This is a genomic window from Nocardia alba NBRC 108234 (assembly GCF_001612665.1).
GTDB classification, from domain to species: Bacteria; Actinomycetota; Actinomycetes; order Mycobacteriales; family Mycobacteriaceae; genus Nocardia; species Nocardia alba.
The window spans coordinates 1-15,619 of the sequence record NZ_BDAX01000023.1 but is presented as its reverse complement, the minus strand read 5'-3'; the positions used below and the strand labels follow the sequence as shown (position 1 = coordinate 15,619).

Annotated in this window: 11 protein-coding genes, 1 tRNA gene and 1 pseudogene; 10 read left to right on the top strand and 3 right to left on the bottom strand. The window is 68.5% G+C overall.

The window, feature by feature from the left end:
- Positions 1-567 precede the first annotated feature (567 nt).
- The 6 genes from NA12_RS23790 to NA12_RS23765 all read left to right on the top strand — a co-directional run bounded on the left by NA12_RS23790 (position 568) and on the right by NA12_RS23765 (position 8,712).
- The gene (locus NA12_RS23790; RefSeq protein ID WP_067455517.1) at positions 568-2,367 is read left to right on the top strand and encodes a DUF4407 domain-containing protein; all 1,800 of its coding nucleotides are present in this window, start codon (positions 568-570) and stop codon (positions 2,365-2,367) included.
- A gap of 289 nt (positions 2,368-2,656) precedes the next feature.
- Positions 2,657-4,279, top strand: coding sequence for an adenylate/guanylate cyclase domain-containing protein (locus NA12_RS23785; RefSeq protein WP_067455514.1), 1,623 nt, complete (start codon positions 2,657-2,659; stop codon positions 4,277-4,279).
- A 240-nt stretch (positions 4,280-4,519) separates the two neighbouring features.
- On the top strand, positions 4,520-5,401 hold the full coding sequence (locus NA12_RS23780; RefSeq protein ID WP_084473048.1) for a hypothetical protein: 882 nt from the start codon (positions 4,520-4,522) through the stop codon (positions 5,399-5,401).
- Entirely contained in the window at positions 5,398-6,429 is a 1,032-nt protein-coding gene (locus NA12_RS23775; protein ID WP_067455511.1) for a DUF4129 domain-containing protein, read from the top strand. The genes NA12_RS23780 and NA12_RS23775 overlap by 4 nt, the downstream gene beginning before the upstream one ends.
- Entirely contained in the window at positions 6,426-7,421 is a 996-nt protein-coding gene (locus NA12_RS23770; protein WP_067455509.1) for an AAA family ATPase, read from the top strand. The genes NA12_RS23775 and NA12_RS23770 overlap by 4 nt, the downstream gene beginning before the upstream one ends.
- Before the next feature lie 4 nt (positions 7,422-7,425).
- Positions 7,426-8,712, top strand: a complete 1,287-nt coding sequence (locus NA12_RS23765; RefSeq protein ID WP_067455506.1) for a DUF58 domain-containing protein — start codon at positions 7,426-7,428, stop codon at positions 8,710-8,712.
- Positions 8,713-8,890: 178 nt separating this feature from the next.
- Here NA12_RS23765 and NA12_RS23760 read toward each other — a convergent pair whose 3' ends face one another.
- Positions 8,891-9,637: an RDD family protein gene (locus tag NA12_RS23760; protein WP_067455503.1), complete on the bottom strand. Its 747-nt coding sequence runs from the start codon at positions 9,635-9,637 to the stop codon at positions 8,891-8,893.
- A gap of 18 nt (positions 9,638-9,655) precedes the next feature.
- Between NA12_RS23760 and NA12_RS23755 the strand changes: the two genes are divergently transcribed.
- Entirely contained in the window at positions 9,656-10,693 is a 1,038-nt protein-coding gene (locus NA12_RS23755) for a stage II sporulation protein M (RefSeq protein ID WP_067455500.1), read from the top strand.
- 800 nt (positions 10,694-11,493) lie between these two features.
- Here the strand turns inward: NA12_RS23755 and NA12_RS23750 are convergent.
- Entirely contained in the window at positions 11,494-12,918 is a 1,425-nt protein-coding gene (locus NA12_RS23750) for a hypothetical protein (protein WP_243654839.1), read from the bottom strand.
- A gap of 118 nt (positions 12,919-13,036) precedes the next feature.
- Here NA12_RS23750 and NA12_RS23745 point away from each other — a divergent pair, with 118 nt between their 5' ends.
- Positions 13,037-13,573 (top strand): TetR/AcrR family transcriptional regulator, encoded by a 537-nt coding sequence (locus NA12_RS23745; protein WP_067455497.1) that lies wholly within the window; start codon positions 13,037-13,039, stop codon positions 13,571-13,573.
- A gap of 51 nt (positions 13,574-13,624) precedes the next feature.
- Here NA12_RS23745 and NA12_RS23740 read toward each other — a convergent pair.
- Positions 13,625-13,707 (bottom strand) — tRNA-Leu (locus tag NA12_RS23740).
- 219 nt (positions 13,708-13,926) lie between these two features.
- On the opposite strand from NA12_RS23740, the gene NA12_RS23735 reads away from it, so the two are divergent.
- Positions 13,927-15,333 carry an FHA domain-containing protein gene (locus NA12_RS23735; RefSeq protein WP_067455495.1) on the top strand — a complete coding sequence of 469 codons (1,407 nt, stop codon included), beginning with the start codon at positions 13,927-13,929 and terminating at the stop codon, positions 15,331-15,333.
- A gap of 168 nt (positions 15,334-15,501) precedes the next feature.
- A pseudogene (locus NA12_RS33840) lies at positions 15,502-15,619 on the top strand (FHA domain-containing protein FhaB/FipA); the annotation flags it as partial.

Here is a 15,619-nt window from a genome sequence, read left to right as displayed (position 1 = left end):
TCGCGCGCGTTGTCCAGTGTAAAGCAGACCGGGGACCGGATCGATCCCGGACAACCCCCGCCCACCTGCGTGAACACTGTCGGCGAACGGGCTCGAATCAGCCTCCGACCCCGGGCCGAAAGCTGAACTCACCTGCACCGCAGCAGATTTCCCTGTAGATGCCCTGGTCAAACCTCTCACCTCCGCTAACCGGGGGTACGGACTGTGAGATATTCCCGACACGGGCCCCCACAAGCGCGCCAGTCATCCGACCGTACGGTCTGTACTGCGAAATGTGCGCCACAGCACACCACTGGCTAACTTCTGGCAGTGTCTTTCGACACAAATCCGGCGCGGACAGCCGTGCGGCCCGGCTCGCCGCGCGCGACACGCCGACATCGGCGGAGGAATACCTCGGTCGCCGCGACGAGCCGACCCCTCAGTTGTGAGGCTGACCACAAGTAGCGCCCCGCCACTCGGTGTGTCGGAGTTCGGCCTGTCACGCTGGCACAACGAATCCATCCCAGTTTCGCCTCAGCCACCAGTTTCGCCATACCCAGTGGAGCGCACGACCCGGGGAGAACTCTCATGACCGGCTTACTCACCTGGCTCGGCGGAGGCCTCGCCTCGCCACGGCGCCGGGACCACGAATCGGGCGCTGAACTGGCTCTGCGCCATGAACAGGGCCGTTATCTCGTCACCGGTGCCGCCGTGACGTTGTTCGCGGTGATCGCCGGTCTGGTCGCGTTGTGCGCGCTGCTCACCGCGTCGGCGGGCGTCTTCGGCGCGACGCTGTTCGCCCTGGTCATCGTGGTTGCCGCGGGTGCGCTCGGCCGGGCGCTGGCGACCACGCCCGCCGCCGAGCGCGATCGGTTCGGCCTCGCGGCGAGGATCGGGGTGGGGGTGCTGGCGGGTGTCTTCGTCGCCGAACTCGCCGCCACCGTGCTGCTCGGCGGGACCGTCGACCGGGAACTGGATGTGCGCGCCCAGGCGAGCGCCGAGAACGCGCCCGCCGTGGTCGCCGCCCGCGCCTCGTTCGACCTGGCCACCGCGGACCGTGCCGCGCTCGATCTGAGCATCGCCAAATCGCAGGCCGATATCGACCGCGCGCTGGTGACCGCCCGATGCGAGTTCAATCCCACCCCGGAATGCCCGCGAACCAGGATCACCGGGGTACCGGGTCGCGGTCCGGAAGCCCAGACCGCCAACGACATGCTCGCCGACGCCCGCGCACAGCTCGCCACCGCGCAGGGCCGCGTCGATGGCGTCGACCAGCGGGTTCGGACCGAGTCGGCCACCCTGGCGGCCGCGCGGGCCACCGCGTTCGCCGAGGGCGACCGTGGCTTGGGCGCGCGCTGGCTGGCCATGAACAGCTACACCGCCGCGCACGCGGGCACGGCGGTGCTGCGCCTGCTCCTGCTCGTCGCGGGCGTCGTCGTTGCCCTGCTGCCGCTGCTGCTGCGCTGGTGGCGCGGCGAAACCTCGCTCGACCGCCGGGTCGACGCCGCGGACGTGGCCGATCGGGCCCAGCGCGAGGCCGACGCCGCCATCGCGGTGAAACGCGCCGAGGTGCGCGTGGAGACGGCCGCCCTGCGCGCCGAACACGAGCTCACGGCCGCGCAACTGGCCATCGAAGCCGATACCGTGATCGATCGAGAACGTCAGCGCACCAGGATCATCGCCGCGATCGGCGGTTTCGAGCTCGGTTTCGCCGAGCCGCATCGAAAGGACGACTCCGTGTCTCTGGAGCCGAACGTGACATCGCAGCTGCCCGCCGGGTACGTCCAGCACGCGCTGCCCGCCGGCGGGACTCTCGTCCCCGCGCACCACGCACCGACGCAGCAGCCACCCGCGCAGGCCCCGACCAGCGGCGGCGGGTTGGAGTTGCCGATCATCGGGACCGTGCCGTTCACCGACACCGCCGCCCGCTGGATCCGTCCGCTGGTACCGGCCTTCGTGGCCAATGCCTTCGACTCGGCCACCCACCCCCTGCGGACCGCGCGACAGGCATTCGAGGAGGTGGAGGAGGTGACGTTCACACTGCGCCGCACCCGCAAGGTCACCGTCGACACCCAGGATTCCGCGCAGCAACAGGTCCCCGCCGGATACCACCTACCGGGTCAGCCCGCGCAGGCCTTCCTACCGCCGAACGCCTACCCCCACCAGCAGTACCAGCCGTACGCCCAGCAGATCGCCTCGAACGTGGTCGACGCACCATCGAGCCGCTTTCACCCCGACCCCCGCCAATACCCCGTGGCCCCCACCTACACCGCCCTACCCGCCGGCGAGGGCAACGCCCTACCCGAGACGAACTCCCACGGCGAACTCCCCGCCGGCACCCCCAACCAGCTTCCCGGCACCCCCCGCCAACTGCCGCCCGCCCCCTGACAACACCGACCACCCACCTCCTCTGCCGCCCGGTACTGCCGAGTCGCCCGGTATAGCCCAGGCCGTGTCCCGACCCAACGTTCACCACCCAGGCCGGACAGCCCCCGAAGTTCACCGCACCACTCAGTGAACATTTGTACACCATAAGACTCAACACTCGACACCGCCGCCGGAAACCCCGTGCGCCATCACAAAACCGATCACGACCACTTGTTATAGCAAACCCACCCACACAGTGACCTGGGCAACTCTGTGGCCGACAGTAGCGCCATCGGTTTACAGTGCAGAGGTGATCAACCGCGATGGATCGGCAGGCGCGGCGGGATCAGCGCCATGGGGCTCTCCGCTACTCGGGCCGGTCGACGAGGCATCGAAGATCCGTCGCGTCCGAGTGCAGTTGTTGCTCACCGTTCCGCTGCTCATCGCCAATCTGATCGGCATCGTCATGGTGGTGGTGCTGGCGGGCTTCGTCCTGCCGGGCCCCACCGTGTTCACCCGACAACTCCTGCTGGTGAACAGCGTTTTCACCCCACTGTGCGCCGCGCTGGCGCTGGCCGGCGGCACCGTGTGGGGCACCGTGGCGGGGGTCCGCACGATGGGCTGGGCCACCGATCCCGAGCACGTGCCGACACCGGCCGAACAGCAGGTCACCGTGTCGGCGCCGCGCTGGATGGTGCTACAGCAGGCCCTTCTGTGGACGCTCACGTCGGCAGTGCTCACCATCGTCTACGGCGTGCTGGAGCCCGCGCTGATTCCCAAGGTCGTCCTCTCGACCGGAGCCGCCGCGATCGTCGTGTGCGCCAACAGCTACCTGATCATCGAGTTCGCGCTGCGCCCGGTGACCGCGCGCGTGCTGGCCGCCGACCCGCACCGCCGCCGCGGCATCGGTGTGTTCGGTCGGACCATGCTGTCGTGGTTCGTCGGGGTGGGGGTGCCGGTGACGCTGACGATGACAGTGGCGGTGTGGGCGCTGGCCGATCCCGCGGTGAGCAAGGCCAGGCTCGCGGTGTGCATGCTCAGCTTCGGCGGCTCGGCGCTGGTGTTCGGGTTGATCCTGATGGCCCAGGTCGTCGCGGCGACGGTGGCCCCGATCAAGGGTGTGCGACAGGCGCTGCGCCGCGTCGAGAACGGTGACCTCGACGCCGAGATCGCCCTCTACGACGGCACCGAACTGGGCGAGCTACAGAGCGGCTTCAACACGATGGTGCACGGCCTGCGCGAGCGGGCGATGATCGAGGACCTGTTCGGCAAGCACGTCGGCCACGATGTCGCGATGGCGGCCATCGCCTCCCAGCCGGTGCTCGGCGGCACCGAAACCGAAGCCGCGGCCCTGTTCATCGACATCATCGGCTCCACCACGATGGCGGCCACCCTGCCGGCACCCGAGATCGTCGGCATTCTCAACCGGTTCTTCGACATCGTCGTCGACGAGGTCGAGCGGCACGGCGGGCTGCTCAACAAGTTCGAGGGTGACGCCGCGCTCGCCGTGTTCGGCACCCCCGCTCCCCTCGACGACCCGGCCGGGTCGGCACTGTCGTGCGGTCGGGCGATCCAGCGCCGATTGCGCGATGCCTCCGACCTCGACGCGGGGATCGGCGTCGCGGCCGGACGGGTGGTGGCGGGCAATGTGGGGACGCACAATCGGTACGAGTTCACGGTGATCGGTGACGCGGTGAACGAGGCCGCCCGGCTGTGCGAGCTGTCCAAACAGCACGACGAGCGGTTGTTGACCTCGGCGACGACGCTCGCGGCGGCGGCCGACTCCGAATCCGCGCAGTGGGTGCTCGGGGAAACTGTCACGTTGCGCGGGCGGTTGAAGCCGACTCAGATCGCGCTGCCACGGGTCTCGGCGTTGGTCGATGAGGGGTCGGCTGTCGGGCAGCCGGTTTTCGGTAGGGATGACAACGGGTAGAACCGGGCCCTGTTTTTGGAGCGCTGGCGCGCTCGAGCGGGGCCCCTTGGGCCCCGGTCTTCCCTCCCTACGGGTACTCCTTCGTCGCACCCTTCGGTCAGTCCAGATCGGGGCGGGCCCCTTTGGGTAGAGACATACGGGGGTTACCCAGCCTGGGGGGGGTGGAGCGGGGGCGCGGTCGAGGCGGAGCCTTCGGAGGACACACCGGGCGGGACGGGCGGGAATGGCTAGACTCGGCCCGTGCGTCCTGCCGAAACGGTTGGCGCCGTCGGGGCGGGAGTCGATCCGGCACTGGTGCAGGCGCCGGTGCCGCCAATGCCGCCTACGGTGCCGATCCGTCCCTTGCGTTTCCGCGAATTGCTCGATGAGCCGTTCGCGCTGATCCAGGCCCATATCCGGACCTTCGCGGTGCTCGGCGGAAGTGCGCTCGCGCTCGGTGTGCTCGTCGCGCTCGGGGCGACAGGCTTGGTTTCCCACCTCACCGACGGCTCCGATGCGGGCACCGCCTGGGCCGCGATCCTGTCGACCGCGGTCTGTGTGTGGGTGATTCGCCTGGTGCTGCGTGGTGCGACCATCGCCATCGCGCTCGCCGATTTCCACGGGGTTCGCTACGGCCTGCTCGACGGGTTGCGGGCCGCGGGCCGACGGTCGACGCCGTTGGTGCTCGCCCAGATCGTGTTCACGCTCATCGGGATCGCAGTGCTGCTGGTGGGCAGCATTCTGGTGATCACCTATCCGCTCGCGCTGATCTGGCTTTCGTATGTGCGCGCGCGGCGGTTCGTCACCGAGCCGGCGATCGTCGCCGAGCACGCGGGTTTCGGTGTGGGCGTTGCCCGTTCGAAGGAGCTCGTGCACGGCGCCGACTGGCCGACCGCCGGTCTGTGGCTCACCCAGCGATGCATCTTCGCGGTTCTCGCGGTGCCCGCGTTCGGTATCCCGTTCTTCCTGTCCGACTTCTCCGGTACGCATCGCTGGGCCGTCATCGCCCTGCTCGTCGGCGGGTTGCTGCTGGTGGTGACCGTGAGCGAGATCGTCGAGGCGACCAGCCGCGTGCTCTGCTACATCAGCAGGCGGTGTGTGCGCGAAGGCATGGACATCCGGATTCCCGGTGATCGCCGGTGACCGAATTCCCCGATGGCGTTCCACCGCAACCTCGTCTCGGCGCCGCCGCCGAACATCGCGCCGCCGCCGAGAACGCCGCGGGGCGCCGCGATTACGACCGCGCGCTGCGCGAACGCTTCCGTGCCGTACTGCGCGGACTCGAACAGGACGGCAGCTTGCCGGTGCGCCGTTCGCGCACCGCGCAGGAGACCGCCGACGATGCGACCACGGCGCTGCCGCTGGAGCAGTCCACTGAATTACATCCGGCGGCACGAAGTTTCGACGAAGTCGTCTACGGCGGACGCACGGCCACCGAGGACGAGTACCGCCGCCTCGAATACGCCGACCGATACTCGCAGTCCGCGCCACCACCCGTCCTCGATCCGCTCGAGGTCGAGGTCGAGGTGGTCGAGCGAGAGTCGAGGCAGCGCAGGAAGCTTCCCCCGCTGCCCTCGTTCCTGCGCAACCCCCGCTTCTGGGCGGCGCTCGCGGCGGGACTCGCCATCGCGCTGCTGGTCTACGCCACCATGCAGTCGTGCGGCGCCCCCAACGCACCCCACCCGCCCGATCTGCCCAACCCGCCGGATCCACCGGACACCCCGCCCGACGACAGCGATCTCGATTTCGGCAGCGGCAAGGACTCGATCTTCACCCGCCTACCCGGCTGGTTGGCGTTCGGTGGGTTGCAGTTCCTGCTGGCCTTCGTGGCGCTGATCTGGTGGCGAGCGCGCAGGCGTGGCGCGCTGGTCGGCGAACCGCGTCCGGTCGAGGTCCCCGCGAACGAACTGCTCGCGGGGCAGGCCGGCCTCTACCGCCGCTCCGGCGACGTAGCCCATGTGGCCGAGATCCTGCGCGCCGCGACGCTGCGCCGGATCACCCCGCGCCTGCGCGGCGAGCTCACCAACGATCAACTGGTCATCGCCGTGGCGAACCGACTCGGCGTACCCGCTCAGCAGATCGGCACTGTCCTGTTCGGCGATGTTCCGGACGAGACGACCCTGAATTACATTGCCGCACACCTCGAATGGATCGAGACGGAGCTCGGATGACAAATATTTCCAAGGACGCCGCGCTGCTGGAGACGCCGAGCGCGCAAGAGGCGGCGGCGGCGCTGGCGGCGCTGCGCGCCGAGATCGGCAAGGCGGTGGTCGGCAACGATCAGGCCGTGCTGTATCTGGTGCTCGCCCTGCTGTGCCGCGGCCATGTGCTGTTGGAAGGTGTTCCGGGCGTGGCGAAGACACTGCTGGTACGCGCGCTGGCCACCTCGCTGGCGCTCGAGCACGCACGCGTGCAGTTCACCCCCGACCTGATGCCGGGCGATGTCACCGGATCCCAGATCTACGACCCGCATTCCGCCGAGTTCACCTTCCGCAAGGGCCCGGTCTTCACCAATTTGCTGCTGGCCGACGAGATCAACCGCACGCCACCGAAAACCCAGTCCTCACTGCTGGAATCGATGGAGGAGCGCCAGGTTTCGGTAGACGGTCAACCGCGTCCGCTGCCCGATCCGTTCGTCGTCGTCGCCACCCAGAACCCGATCGAGCAGGAGGGCACCTACCCGCTGCCCGAAGCGCAGCTGGACCGGTTCCTGTTCAAGGTCGATATCCGGCTGCCCGACCGCGACGACGAGTTCCGCATCCTGCAACGCCACGCCGGCGGCTTCGATCCCCGCGACCTCGGCGCCGCCGGACTGCGCCCGGTCGCCGGACCCGAGCACATCGCGGCCGCGCGCGCCGCGGTGGGCCAGGTGACCGTGAGCCCGGAGGTGCTGGCCTACATCGTCGATCTGTGCCGGGCCACCCGGTCCTCCCCCGCCGTCGCGCACGGCGCGTCCACCCGTGGCGCGACCGCGCTGCTGGCCGCCGCCCGCGCCTTCGCCTGGCTCAACGGCCGCGCGTACGTGACCCCCGATGACGTGAAAACCGTGGCGATGGCGGTACTTCGACATCGGCTGCAGTTGCGGCCGGAGGCCGAGCTGGACGGGGTGAGCGCCGAGGGTGTGCTCTCGTCGTTGCTGGTCTCGGTGCCGGTTCCGGTCTAGCGACGTGGTGGTCACAGGCCGGTTCGCGCTGCTCGCCACGATCGCGGCGGCGGTGGTGATGTTCGTGGTACCGACGTGGGTGGGCGTGCTCGGCGCCTGCGCGGTGCTGGCGGCGCTGCTACTGACCGATTTCGCGCTCACCGCGCGAACGGATTCGCTCGCGCTGACCCGCGCACCGTTGACGGTGGTTCGGCTCGGTCGCGGCACCGAGGTGGAGCTGGCTGTCACCAATATCGGCACGTCCGTCGTGCGCGGCCTGCTGTGGGACGCCTGGCCCGACAGCGCGCGCGCCGACGTCGGTGGTCACCGCATCGAGCTGGCCCCGCATACCCGAATTCGCTTGCGCACCAGCCTTACTCCTACCTACCGCGGTGATCGCGTGGCGGGCCCGGTGACGCTGCGGCTGCTCGGACCGCTCGGGCTGGCCGGACGGCAGAGCCGCGTCGAGGTACCTGCCCGGGTGCGCGCGCTGCCCGCGTTTCGCAGTGAGCGACTGCTGCGCTCGAAGGTGAAGCGGCTGCATCATCTCGAAGGACGCAATGTCGCGAATACGCGCGGACAGGGCACCGAGTTCGACTCGTTCCGCGAGTACGTGGCCGGCGATGACGTGCGCAGCATCGACTGGCGGGCCACCGCGCGCGCGAACGACGTCCTGGTGCGGACCTGGCGGCCCGAACGCAACCGGCACATGCTGATGGTCTTGGATACCGGGCGCGCCGGCGCGGGTCGGGTCGGCGAGGGCACGCGGCTCGACAGCGCGATCGAAGCGGCGCTGCTGCTCGGGAGCCTGGCCGCGGCCGCGGGCGACACGGTGGATCTGCTGGCCTACGACCGTCTGGTGCGCGCGGAAGTGAGCGGCGTCGGCGGCACTCAGCTGCCGGTGAAACTTATGCACACCCTCGCCGGGGTCGGTCCACAGCTGGTGGACACCGACACCGACGGGCTGGTGCGTACCGTGCTCTCGCGGGTTCGCCGTCGAGCGTTGATCGTGTGGTTCACCAGTCTGGACGGGCCGACCGTCACCGAGCACCTGTTGCCCGCGCTGCCGACGCTCACGCGGCGGCATCGGGTGCTGATCGTCTCGGTCACCGATCCCGATATCGCCGCGGCGGCGGGCGATCGCTCACAGGTCTATCTGGCGGCCGCCGCCGAAACCGTGCTGGCCGAACGCGCTCTCGTGCGGGAATCGCTGCGGCGGCGCGGTGTGGACGTGGTGTCCGCCGCCCCCGATCGCCTACCGGAGGCGCTGGCCGACGAATACCTCGAACTGAAGCAGTCCGGCTCGCTGTGATCGACGGACATCGCGAGTTGCGCACAATCGCACCTGGTTGTGGATAACCGCAGTTTCCACCGGTACTCACAGTTCATCCACCGACCCACCAACAGTTTCATCCACAGGTGTTCTGTGCACAGGTGGGCTGCCGCACAACCTGATTCATCCACAGCCGATTCATCCACAGGCTGTGGAGTTACACCCGTGAAAGCTGCTGTCGCCGAGCGAGAATCGCGCCGAGCACGTGATAGGGCGGGTAGCCGACGGGTGCCGGGCAGCGCAGCGCAGCGCACATGGCCTCGACGAGCCGCGTGCCCAGATAGTGCTGTGTGGGCGGCGTCAGCGTGGGCAGCCTGGTCAGATACCGGCGGGCCGCCGCGGCGAGTTCGTCGGAGATCCCGCTCGGATCCAGCTGTGCCGACCAACCGGCCAACCACGGGGGAGCCACCGCGAGCGACGGCACCGGCATTGTTGGGCGGGTGTGCACAACTACCGTTCCGGCGAGCACATCGCCCACCCGCCTGCCCTCGCGCGAGCACAGCGAGGTGACAACCGCGACCGCGCCGAACGCACCGAGCATCCAGAAATCCACAATCGCCCCCGCGAGGCCCCGGGTGAGCGCGTGCCGGAAGTCGATCGGCCCCGCGTCGGCCCGCACGACGCGCAAACCGAACGCCAGCTTGCCCAGCGACCGGCCACGCGAGACGGTTTCGCTGACCACCGGGTAGGCGATCAGCACGGCCACCAGCGTGATGACCGCCGTCACCGAGAACCAGGCGGAGTCGGCGTCGGTGGCCAACATCATGAGCACCAAGAGGTATCCCAGCGTCGCGGCGAGAGCGAGCTGGAGCATCAGGTCGAGCAGAAAAGCGCCGGCACGGCTGGGGATACGCGCGATGGGGAGCTCGAGCGCCACCGCTTCGCCGGTGGTGAATTCAGCCATGTGGCTAGCATTCCCGATATGGACACCGATGCCTACAGCTGGGCACGTCAACGGTCGTGGTATCGGCTCGATCAGCTGGTGCGCCAGCGCAAACTCTCCGGCGCGGAGGCCGACGAGTTGGTCCGGTTGTACCGGTCCACCTCGCAGCAGCTGGCCGGATTGCAGGGACACCAGCCGGATCCGGAGCTCGTCGGCCGGCTGAGCGCGCTGCTGGCGCGGGCCCGTGGGCGGGTACTGGCGGCGCGGTCGCAGCCATGGCGTGAAGTGGGCCGGTTCTTCACCCGGCACTTTCCCGCGGCTGTGTACAGAGCCTGGCCGTGGTGGCTGGGGACAACGGCGATCTGCCTGGCCGTGGCGGGCGTGATCGCCGTACTCGTGGATCGTTCGGCCGCGGCCCGCGACGCGCTGGGGATACCCGACGGAGATCTGTCGAATGTCACCGGACCTGGAGGTTCGTTCGAGTCGTACTACTCCGTGCACCCCAACGAGGCCTTCGCCGCCAAGGTGTGGACACACAATTCGCTGGTCTCGGCGATCGCGCTGTTCACCGGCGTCCTGATCCTGCCGGCTGTGTACGCACTGTTCATGAATGCGCTGAACCTGGGGATAACCGGTGGATTGATGGCCGAGGCGGGGCGGCTGGATTCGTTCTTCGGCTTCATCCTGCCGCACGGCACGCTGGAGCTCACCGCGCTGTTCGTCGCGGGTGGGGTGGGGTTGAAGCTCGGGTGGACGCTGGTCGACCCCGGCCATCGCAGCCGGGCCGCCGCGATGGCACGACAGGGGCGTGCGACCGCGACGGTGGCACTCGGGCTGGTGGGCGTGCTGTTGGTGTGCGGCCTGCTGGAGGGATTCGTGACACCGAGCACGCTGCCCGTGCCGGTGCGGATCGCGCTGGGGTTCGTGGCCGAGGGGGCGTTCCTCTACTACGTCTTCGGGATCGGCAGGCGAGTGGCCGAGGAACAAGATGCCACCGCCGTGGTGGTACCGGTCCAGTCGGCGGATCCGGCCGATCGGTGGCTGATGCCGCCCGCGAAGGCGCTCGACCGGGCGTGAGTTCGCAACTGTGCGTGCATTTGTGCGGCCGACAACTCCGAGCACACCGTGCGGTGACAGCACCGGATAATCGGCAGCTACGGAAGATTAAGAGACGGTGACGAACTCCCCCATTTGAGTTCCGCTGGCCGCAGCGAGTCGGGCTCGAACTGCGGCCAGCGTTACCGTCAACTGTACACAATCGTTATGCCCACGCAACCCCCAACGCGCAGGTCCGGGCGAAAATAACGAACCCGCAAAGGTCTGTGGACGCACCGATTTTCACACCTCCAGCAAACTTCTGGCGCGCCCCGGATCGAGCGATCGGCGGCATCGAGAATTCACTCCGAGCAAACCTTCGATAACGAATCGCGCACCCGCGAAGGGCTTCGCTCGCGAATGTTGAGCAAGGTTGATTCGGATCACGTTGAGCCCTTGTCATAGCTGTCACCTGGGGTTTCGGCAACGTAATTACGATCGGCGCCTACTTGAAACGCCAAAAGAAACCTCAAGTTTGTTAACTGCGCTGCAAACGAGATGTGTGCTCAGCAATCACCCTGAAACACTGAATTCATCACCTCTAACCGGACGAACGACCGGTTGCGAACGGTCCGCCGAACGGGCAGAAATCAGCAGAAGAACATCCGGAATACAAGGTTGCACGGGCAGTGTGACCTTCGCCTCACCTGCGAGTACCCAGCGGCTCGTGCGGGAATGAGGGCCCTCGCACACTCGGTCAGCGCAGCGGCCATACCGGCAGGCCACGGCGGTCGTCGGCCGCCGAAACAGGCGCGAGGTCGGGTTCAGTGCGCCGAAGCGGCTCAGCCGATCCGGACGACGCCGGTGATCGTTCCCTGCCAGAGCGCGCCACCCCTGGTGATGAGCGCGGCCATCTGCAGCGGATCTTCGGCGAGCGTGCCGGGCAGCGGAATCGAGGTCCGTACCGCCCCGGTCGCGGGGTCGAGAACGACATAGTCGAATCCGTCGAGGGGGGTTGTCGCGTCGGGCCCGACCCGCCGCATGGTGTGGATGCCCGCGTCGGCGAGCGACAGTCGTGGCACGGCCGCGCTGCGGACCTCACTGTCCCACACCGGGACACAGCCGTCAGCCGTGAGATCGACCCGGCTCAGACCGCCGCGGAACGGCGCGCTCGCAGGCACAGCCGGACCCGCCCCCTCGGGAACAGTGGGATACGGATAGCCGTAGGTACTCGCGACGAAGATCGACGCACCGATCCCGATCGGCGAATTCTCACTGCCGCCGACGGGAACCGGGAGGGAACAGACCTGCTCACCCGTACCCGAGCGCGCCACGATGAGGCGCACCAGATCGTCGGCGTTGTCGACAATGGCGAGATACTCGTCGCCGCGCACCGGCCCGAAATACGTTGGTGTGGAGCCGGTTCCCCAGCTGAGCTGACCCGGCTTCCGCGCGGACCCGCGATCGTAGGCCGATCGCCAAAGAATCTCGGGATCACCGGCTCGCGCGCGCAGTTCATAGAGCGCGTGCGTACTCGCCACGGCCACACCGCCGTTCGGCGCGGACGAAATACTGTTGGCGACCAGTTCCCCGGACGGCAGTGCGACCGTTCCGATACCGCCGTCGCGGCCCACGAACCCGACCACCCCGTGTCCGGTCGCGAACCAGACATTGCCCGACCAATCGGGAACCAGTCCGGTCACGTTGTCGCCCTGGGGAATCGCGCCACTCAGGTCGGCCTGCACGGTGGCGGTCAACCGCCACACACCGTCATCACCACGACCATGCGCCACCCGCAACAACCGTCGCCCGCCGTCGACGACCACCAGCCGATCCTCGTTGTCGAGATAGGCGTACACCCCGCCGAGCAAGCTCCCCTTGGTCAACGACAACGAAGCGAGCGCCCCACCGACCGGCCCCGGCGCACCCGAATCGAAGAGGAACACCGTCGGCGTCTGCCCCGCGATGGCGGTGCACAGCCCCACCACCAGGCCATCCGAGCCTTCGAGCAGCGTCGGGCACGCCGCCCCGAGCGGATACACCGTGACACCGGACCCGGGGGCGGGCCCGGCCAGCGGCGTCACATCCGAGGAGCCCGCGTCCCCGTGCATCGTCGCCGTCCCGAGCGGACCGAGGAAGGGGTTGGCCGCGAGCGGACCGGTCACCGGCGGGGCGGCCGACGCGGGGCCCGCCCACACGCACGCGAGCAGAAGGGCGCACGCGGCGGCATGGGTCGGCGCGAGAACACGGTGGCGGATCGCAGACAGCACGATCTGTATAGAACCCGACTTCGAGGTCGGAGAGAAGCATTCCGATCACCGAGGCGATGACGAAACCGTCCGGCCGTTCTCACGAGTTTCTCGACACCCGTGCTGGAATGCCCCCATGAGATCCGCCGAACCCGGGCGCCGCGCGCTGTTGAACGCGGGCAGGCAGCTACTGGCCACCGAGACGCTGAGCAAGCTCTCGGTCAACGCGATCGCGGCCGAGGCCAAGATGGCCAAGGGCAGCTTCTACCAGCACTGGCCCAGCCGGGAGTCCTACATCCTCGCCCTGCATCGTGCCTTCCACGACGATCTCGGCGACCAGGTCACCGTGGCGACCGCCGAGCTGCCGCCCGGCGAAGCGCGCCTCACGGCCGGGATCGACGCCTACCTCGACGGCTGCCTGGCCGCCCCCGCGACGAAGGGCCTCCTGGTACAGGCCAGAACCGACGCGGGCCTGGCCACCGAGGTGAGCGCCCGCAACAGCGCCGCCGCGGAGCTGCTCGCCGCGGACCTGGCGGCGATGGGTTGGTCCGAGGCGCTGCCCGTCGCTGTCCTCTTGGTAGCGGCCATAGCCGAAACCGCCCTACTCGAGTTGGACTCACAGTCCCCTCGGCCGGATCTGCGTGCCGCCCTGCTTCGCCTAGCCCGTCGTTGACCCCGGAAACGACAGAAGGCCCGATCCAATGGGATCGAGCCTTTAGTCTTGTGGGCGAAGGGGGACTTGAACCCCCACGTCCTTACGGACACTGGCACCTGAAGCCAGCGCGTCTGCCATTCCGCCACTCGCCCGAGCGACTGGAAAAATCTAACATGCCCCGCGGGCGAAAATAAAATCGATTACCTGACCTGCGGCGATGTGGCGCAAACCGGCGTGGGAACCGGGGGGCGCCGCCGGGAGTTACCCAGGTAGAGGATCGTGGATATCATGCAAGGAACGTGGTCGGGTCCGGACACGCCGTAACCAGCGTGTCGAGAATCGCGGACACGCGCACCGAAGGGAGGGCTGTGATGGGCATCGTATCGAGATTCGAACGTCGCTTGCAGGGCGCTGTCGGTGACGTGTTCGCGAGGGTGTTCGGCGGCAGTGTGGTTCCCCAGGAGGTGGAGGCCGCGCTGCAGCAGGAAGCCGCAGATCAGATCCAGGATCTGGAGGGCGGACACCGACTCGCGCCGAACAGTTACGTGATCACGATCAACGAAACCGATCACGGCAAGCTCGACGCCGATCACGACCTGACAACCAAAGCGTTCGCCAAACATCTGCAGGATTACATCCGCGAGCAGGGCTGGCAGACCTACGGCGAAGTACACGTGGCGTTCGAGGCATCACCTACGCTGCACACCGGAATGTTCAGAGCGAGCGGCCGCGTCGACCCCGATGCCGGCCGCGGGACGGCCCCACCTCGCCCCGGACCGCCACAACGACCCGCACACCCGCAACCAGGAGCTGGCCCCATGACGCATAACTCAGGCTACGAGCCAAGCCGAGAGCCCGCGGAGTCCGATCCACGCAACCGCGGGTACGCACCGCCGCCCGCCGGCGCGCAGGGGGCTCCCTACCCGGCCGACGATTACGGCCGTGGTGGTGGCTACGGCGCGCCCGAGGCGCAGCCCGGATACGGCGACGCCTACGGCCAGCAGGGTGGCGATTACCAGAACGGCTACGACCCCGCGCAGCAGGGCTACGGCCAGCAGGGCGGATACGGCCAACAGCCCGGCTACGACCAGCAGGGCGGCTACGGCCAACAGGCCTACAGCCAGCAGGGCGGGTACGGCGCACAGGGCGGCCAGTCCGGTTACGCCGATCCGGGCTACGACCAGCAGGGCGGCTACGGCCAGCAGGGCTACGCCGAACCCCAGCAGCAGGGCTACGGCCAGCAGGGTGGGTACGGCCAACAGGGCTACGCCGACCCGGGCTACGACCAGCAGGGCGGCTACGGCCAGCAGGGCTACGCCGAACCCCAGCAGCAGGGCTACGGCCAGCAGGCCTACGGCGCGCAGCCCGGTTACGCCGAGCCCGCCTACGGCCAGGAGGAACAGGGCGGCTACGGCCAGCCCGCCGCCGGTTACGGGCAGCAGCAGGGCTACGGCCAGCAGCAGGGCGCGGGCTACGCCGCCGCGCAATCGAGCTACTCGGCCACGCTCCAGCTCGACGACGGCAGCGGCCGCACCTACGCGCTGCGCGAGGGTTCCAACATCATCGGCCGCGGCCAGGACGCCCACTTCCGGCTGCCCGACACGGGAGTGTCGCGTCGCCATATCGAGGTGCGCTGGGACGGCCAGACGGCCATGCTCTCCGACCTGGGTTCGACCAACGGAACGCTCGTCAACGGCTCACCGGTACAGGATTGGCAGCTCGCCGACGGCGACGTGATCCGGGCCGGACATTCCGAGATCCTGATCCGGATCGTTTGATCCCGTAAGCTGCGCGGTGCACATCACGAGTCGACGCGGTCGGCTCTATGATGCTGCCATTACACGCACGGTCCCGACCTCGGGGCCCGCAAGCCAGCACGCTGGTGGGGGTGGTTCGTCCCGCACCTGCCGTACCGACGTACCCGGGCGAACAGGAGGTGGAACGCCGTGCAGGGACTGATCCTGCAATTGACCCGTGCGGGGTTCCTGCTGCTGCTCTGGTTGTTCGTCTGGGCCGTTCTGCGAACCTTGCGCAGCGATATCTACGCGGCATCCGGCATACGGA

Excerpts from the sequence above, each read along its gene's own strand:
- NA12_RS23755 (WP_067455500.1), top strand. The coding sequence starts at position 9,656 with ATGGACACCGATGCCTACAGCTGGGCACGTCAACGGTCGTGGTATCGG.
- NA12_RS23790 (WP_067455517.1), top strand. The coding sequence starts at position 568 with ATGACCGGCTTACTCACCTGGCTCGGCGGAGGCCTCGCCTCGCCACGG.
- NA12_RS23760 (WP_067455503.1), bottom strand. The coding sequence starts at position 9,637 with ATGGCTGAATTCACCACCGGCGAAGCGGTGGCGCTCGAGCTCCCCATC.
- NA12_RS23770 (WP_067455509.1), top strand. The coding sequence starts at position 6,426 with ATGACAAATATTTCCAAGGACGCCGCGCTGCTGGAGACGCCGAGCGCG.
- NA12_RS23735 (WP_067455495.1), top strand. The coding sequence starts at position 13,927 with ATGGGCATCGTATCGAGATTCGAACGTCGCTTGCAGGGCGCTGTCGGT.
- NA12_RS23745 (WP_067455497.1), top strand. The coding sequence starts at position 13,037 with ATGAGATCCGCCGAACCCGGGCGCCGCGCGCTGTTGAACGCGGGCAGG.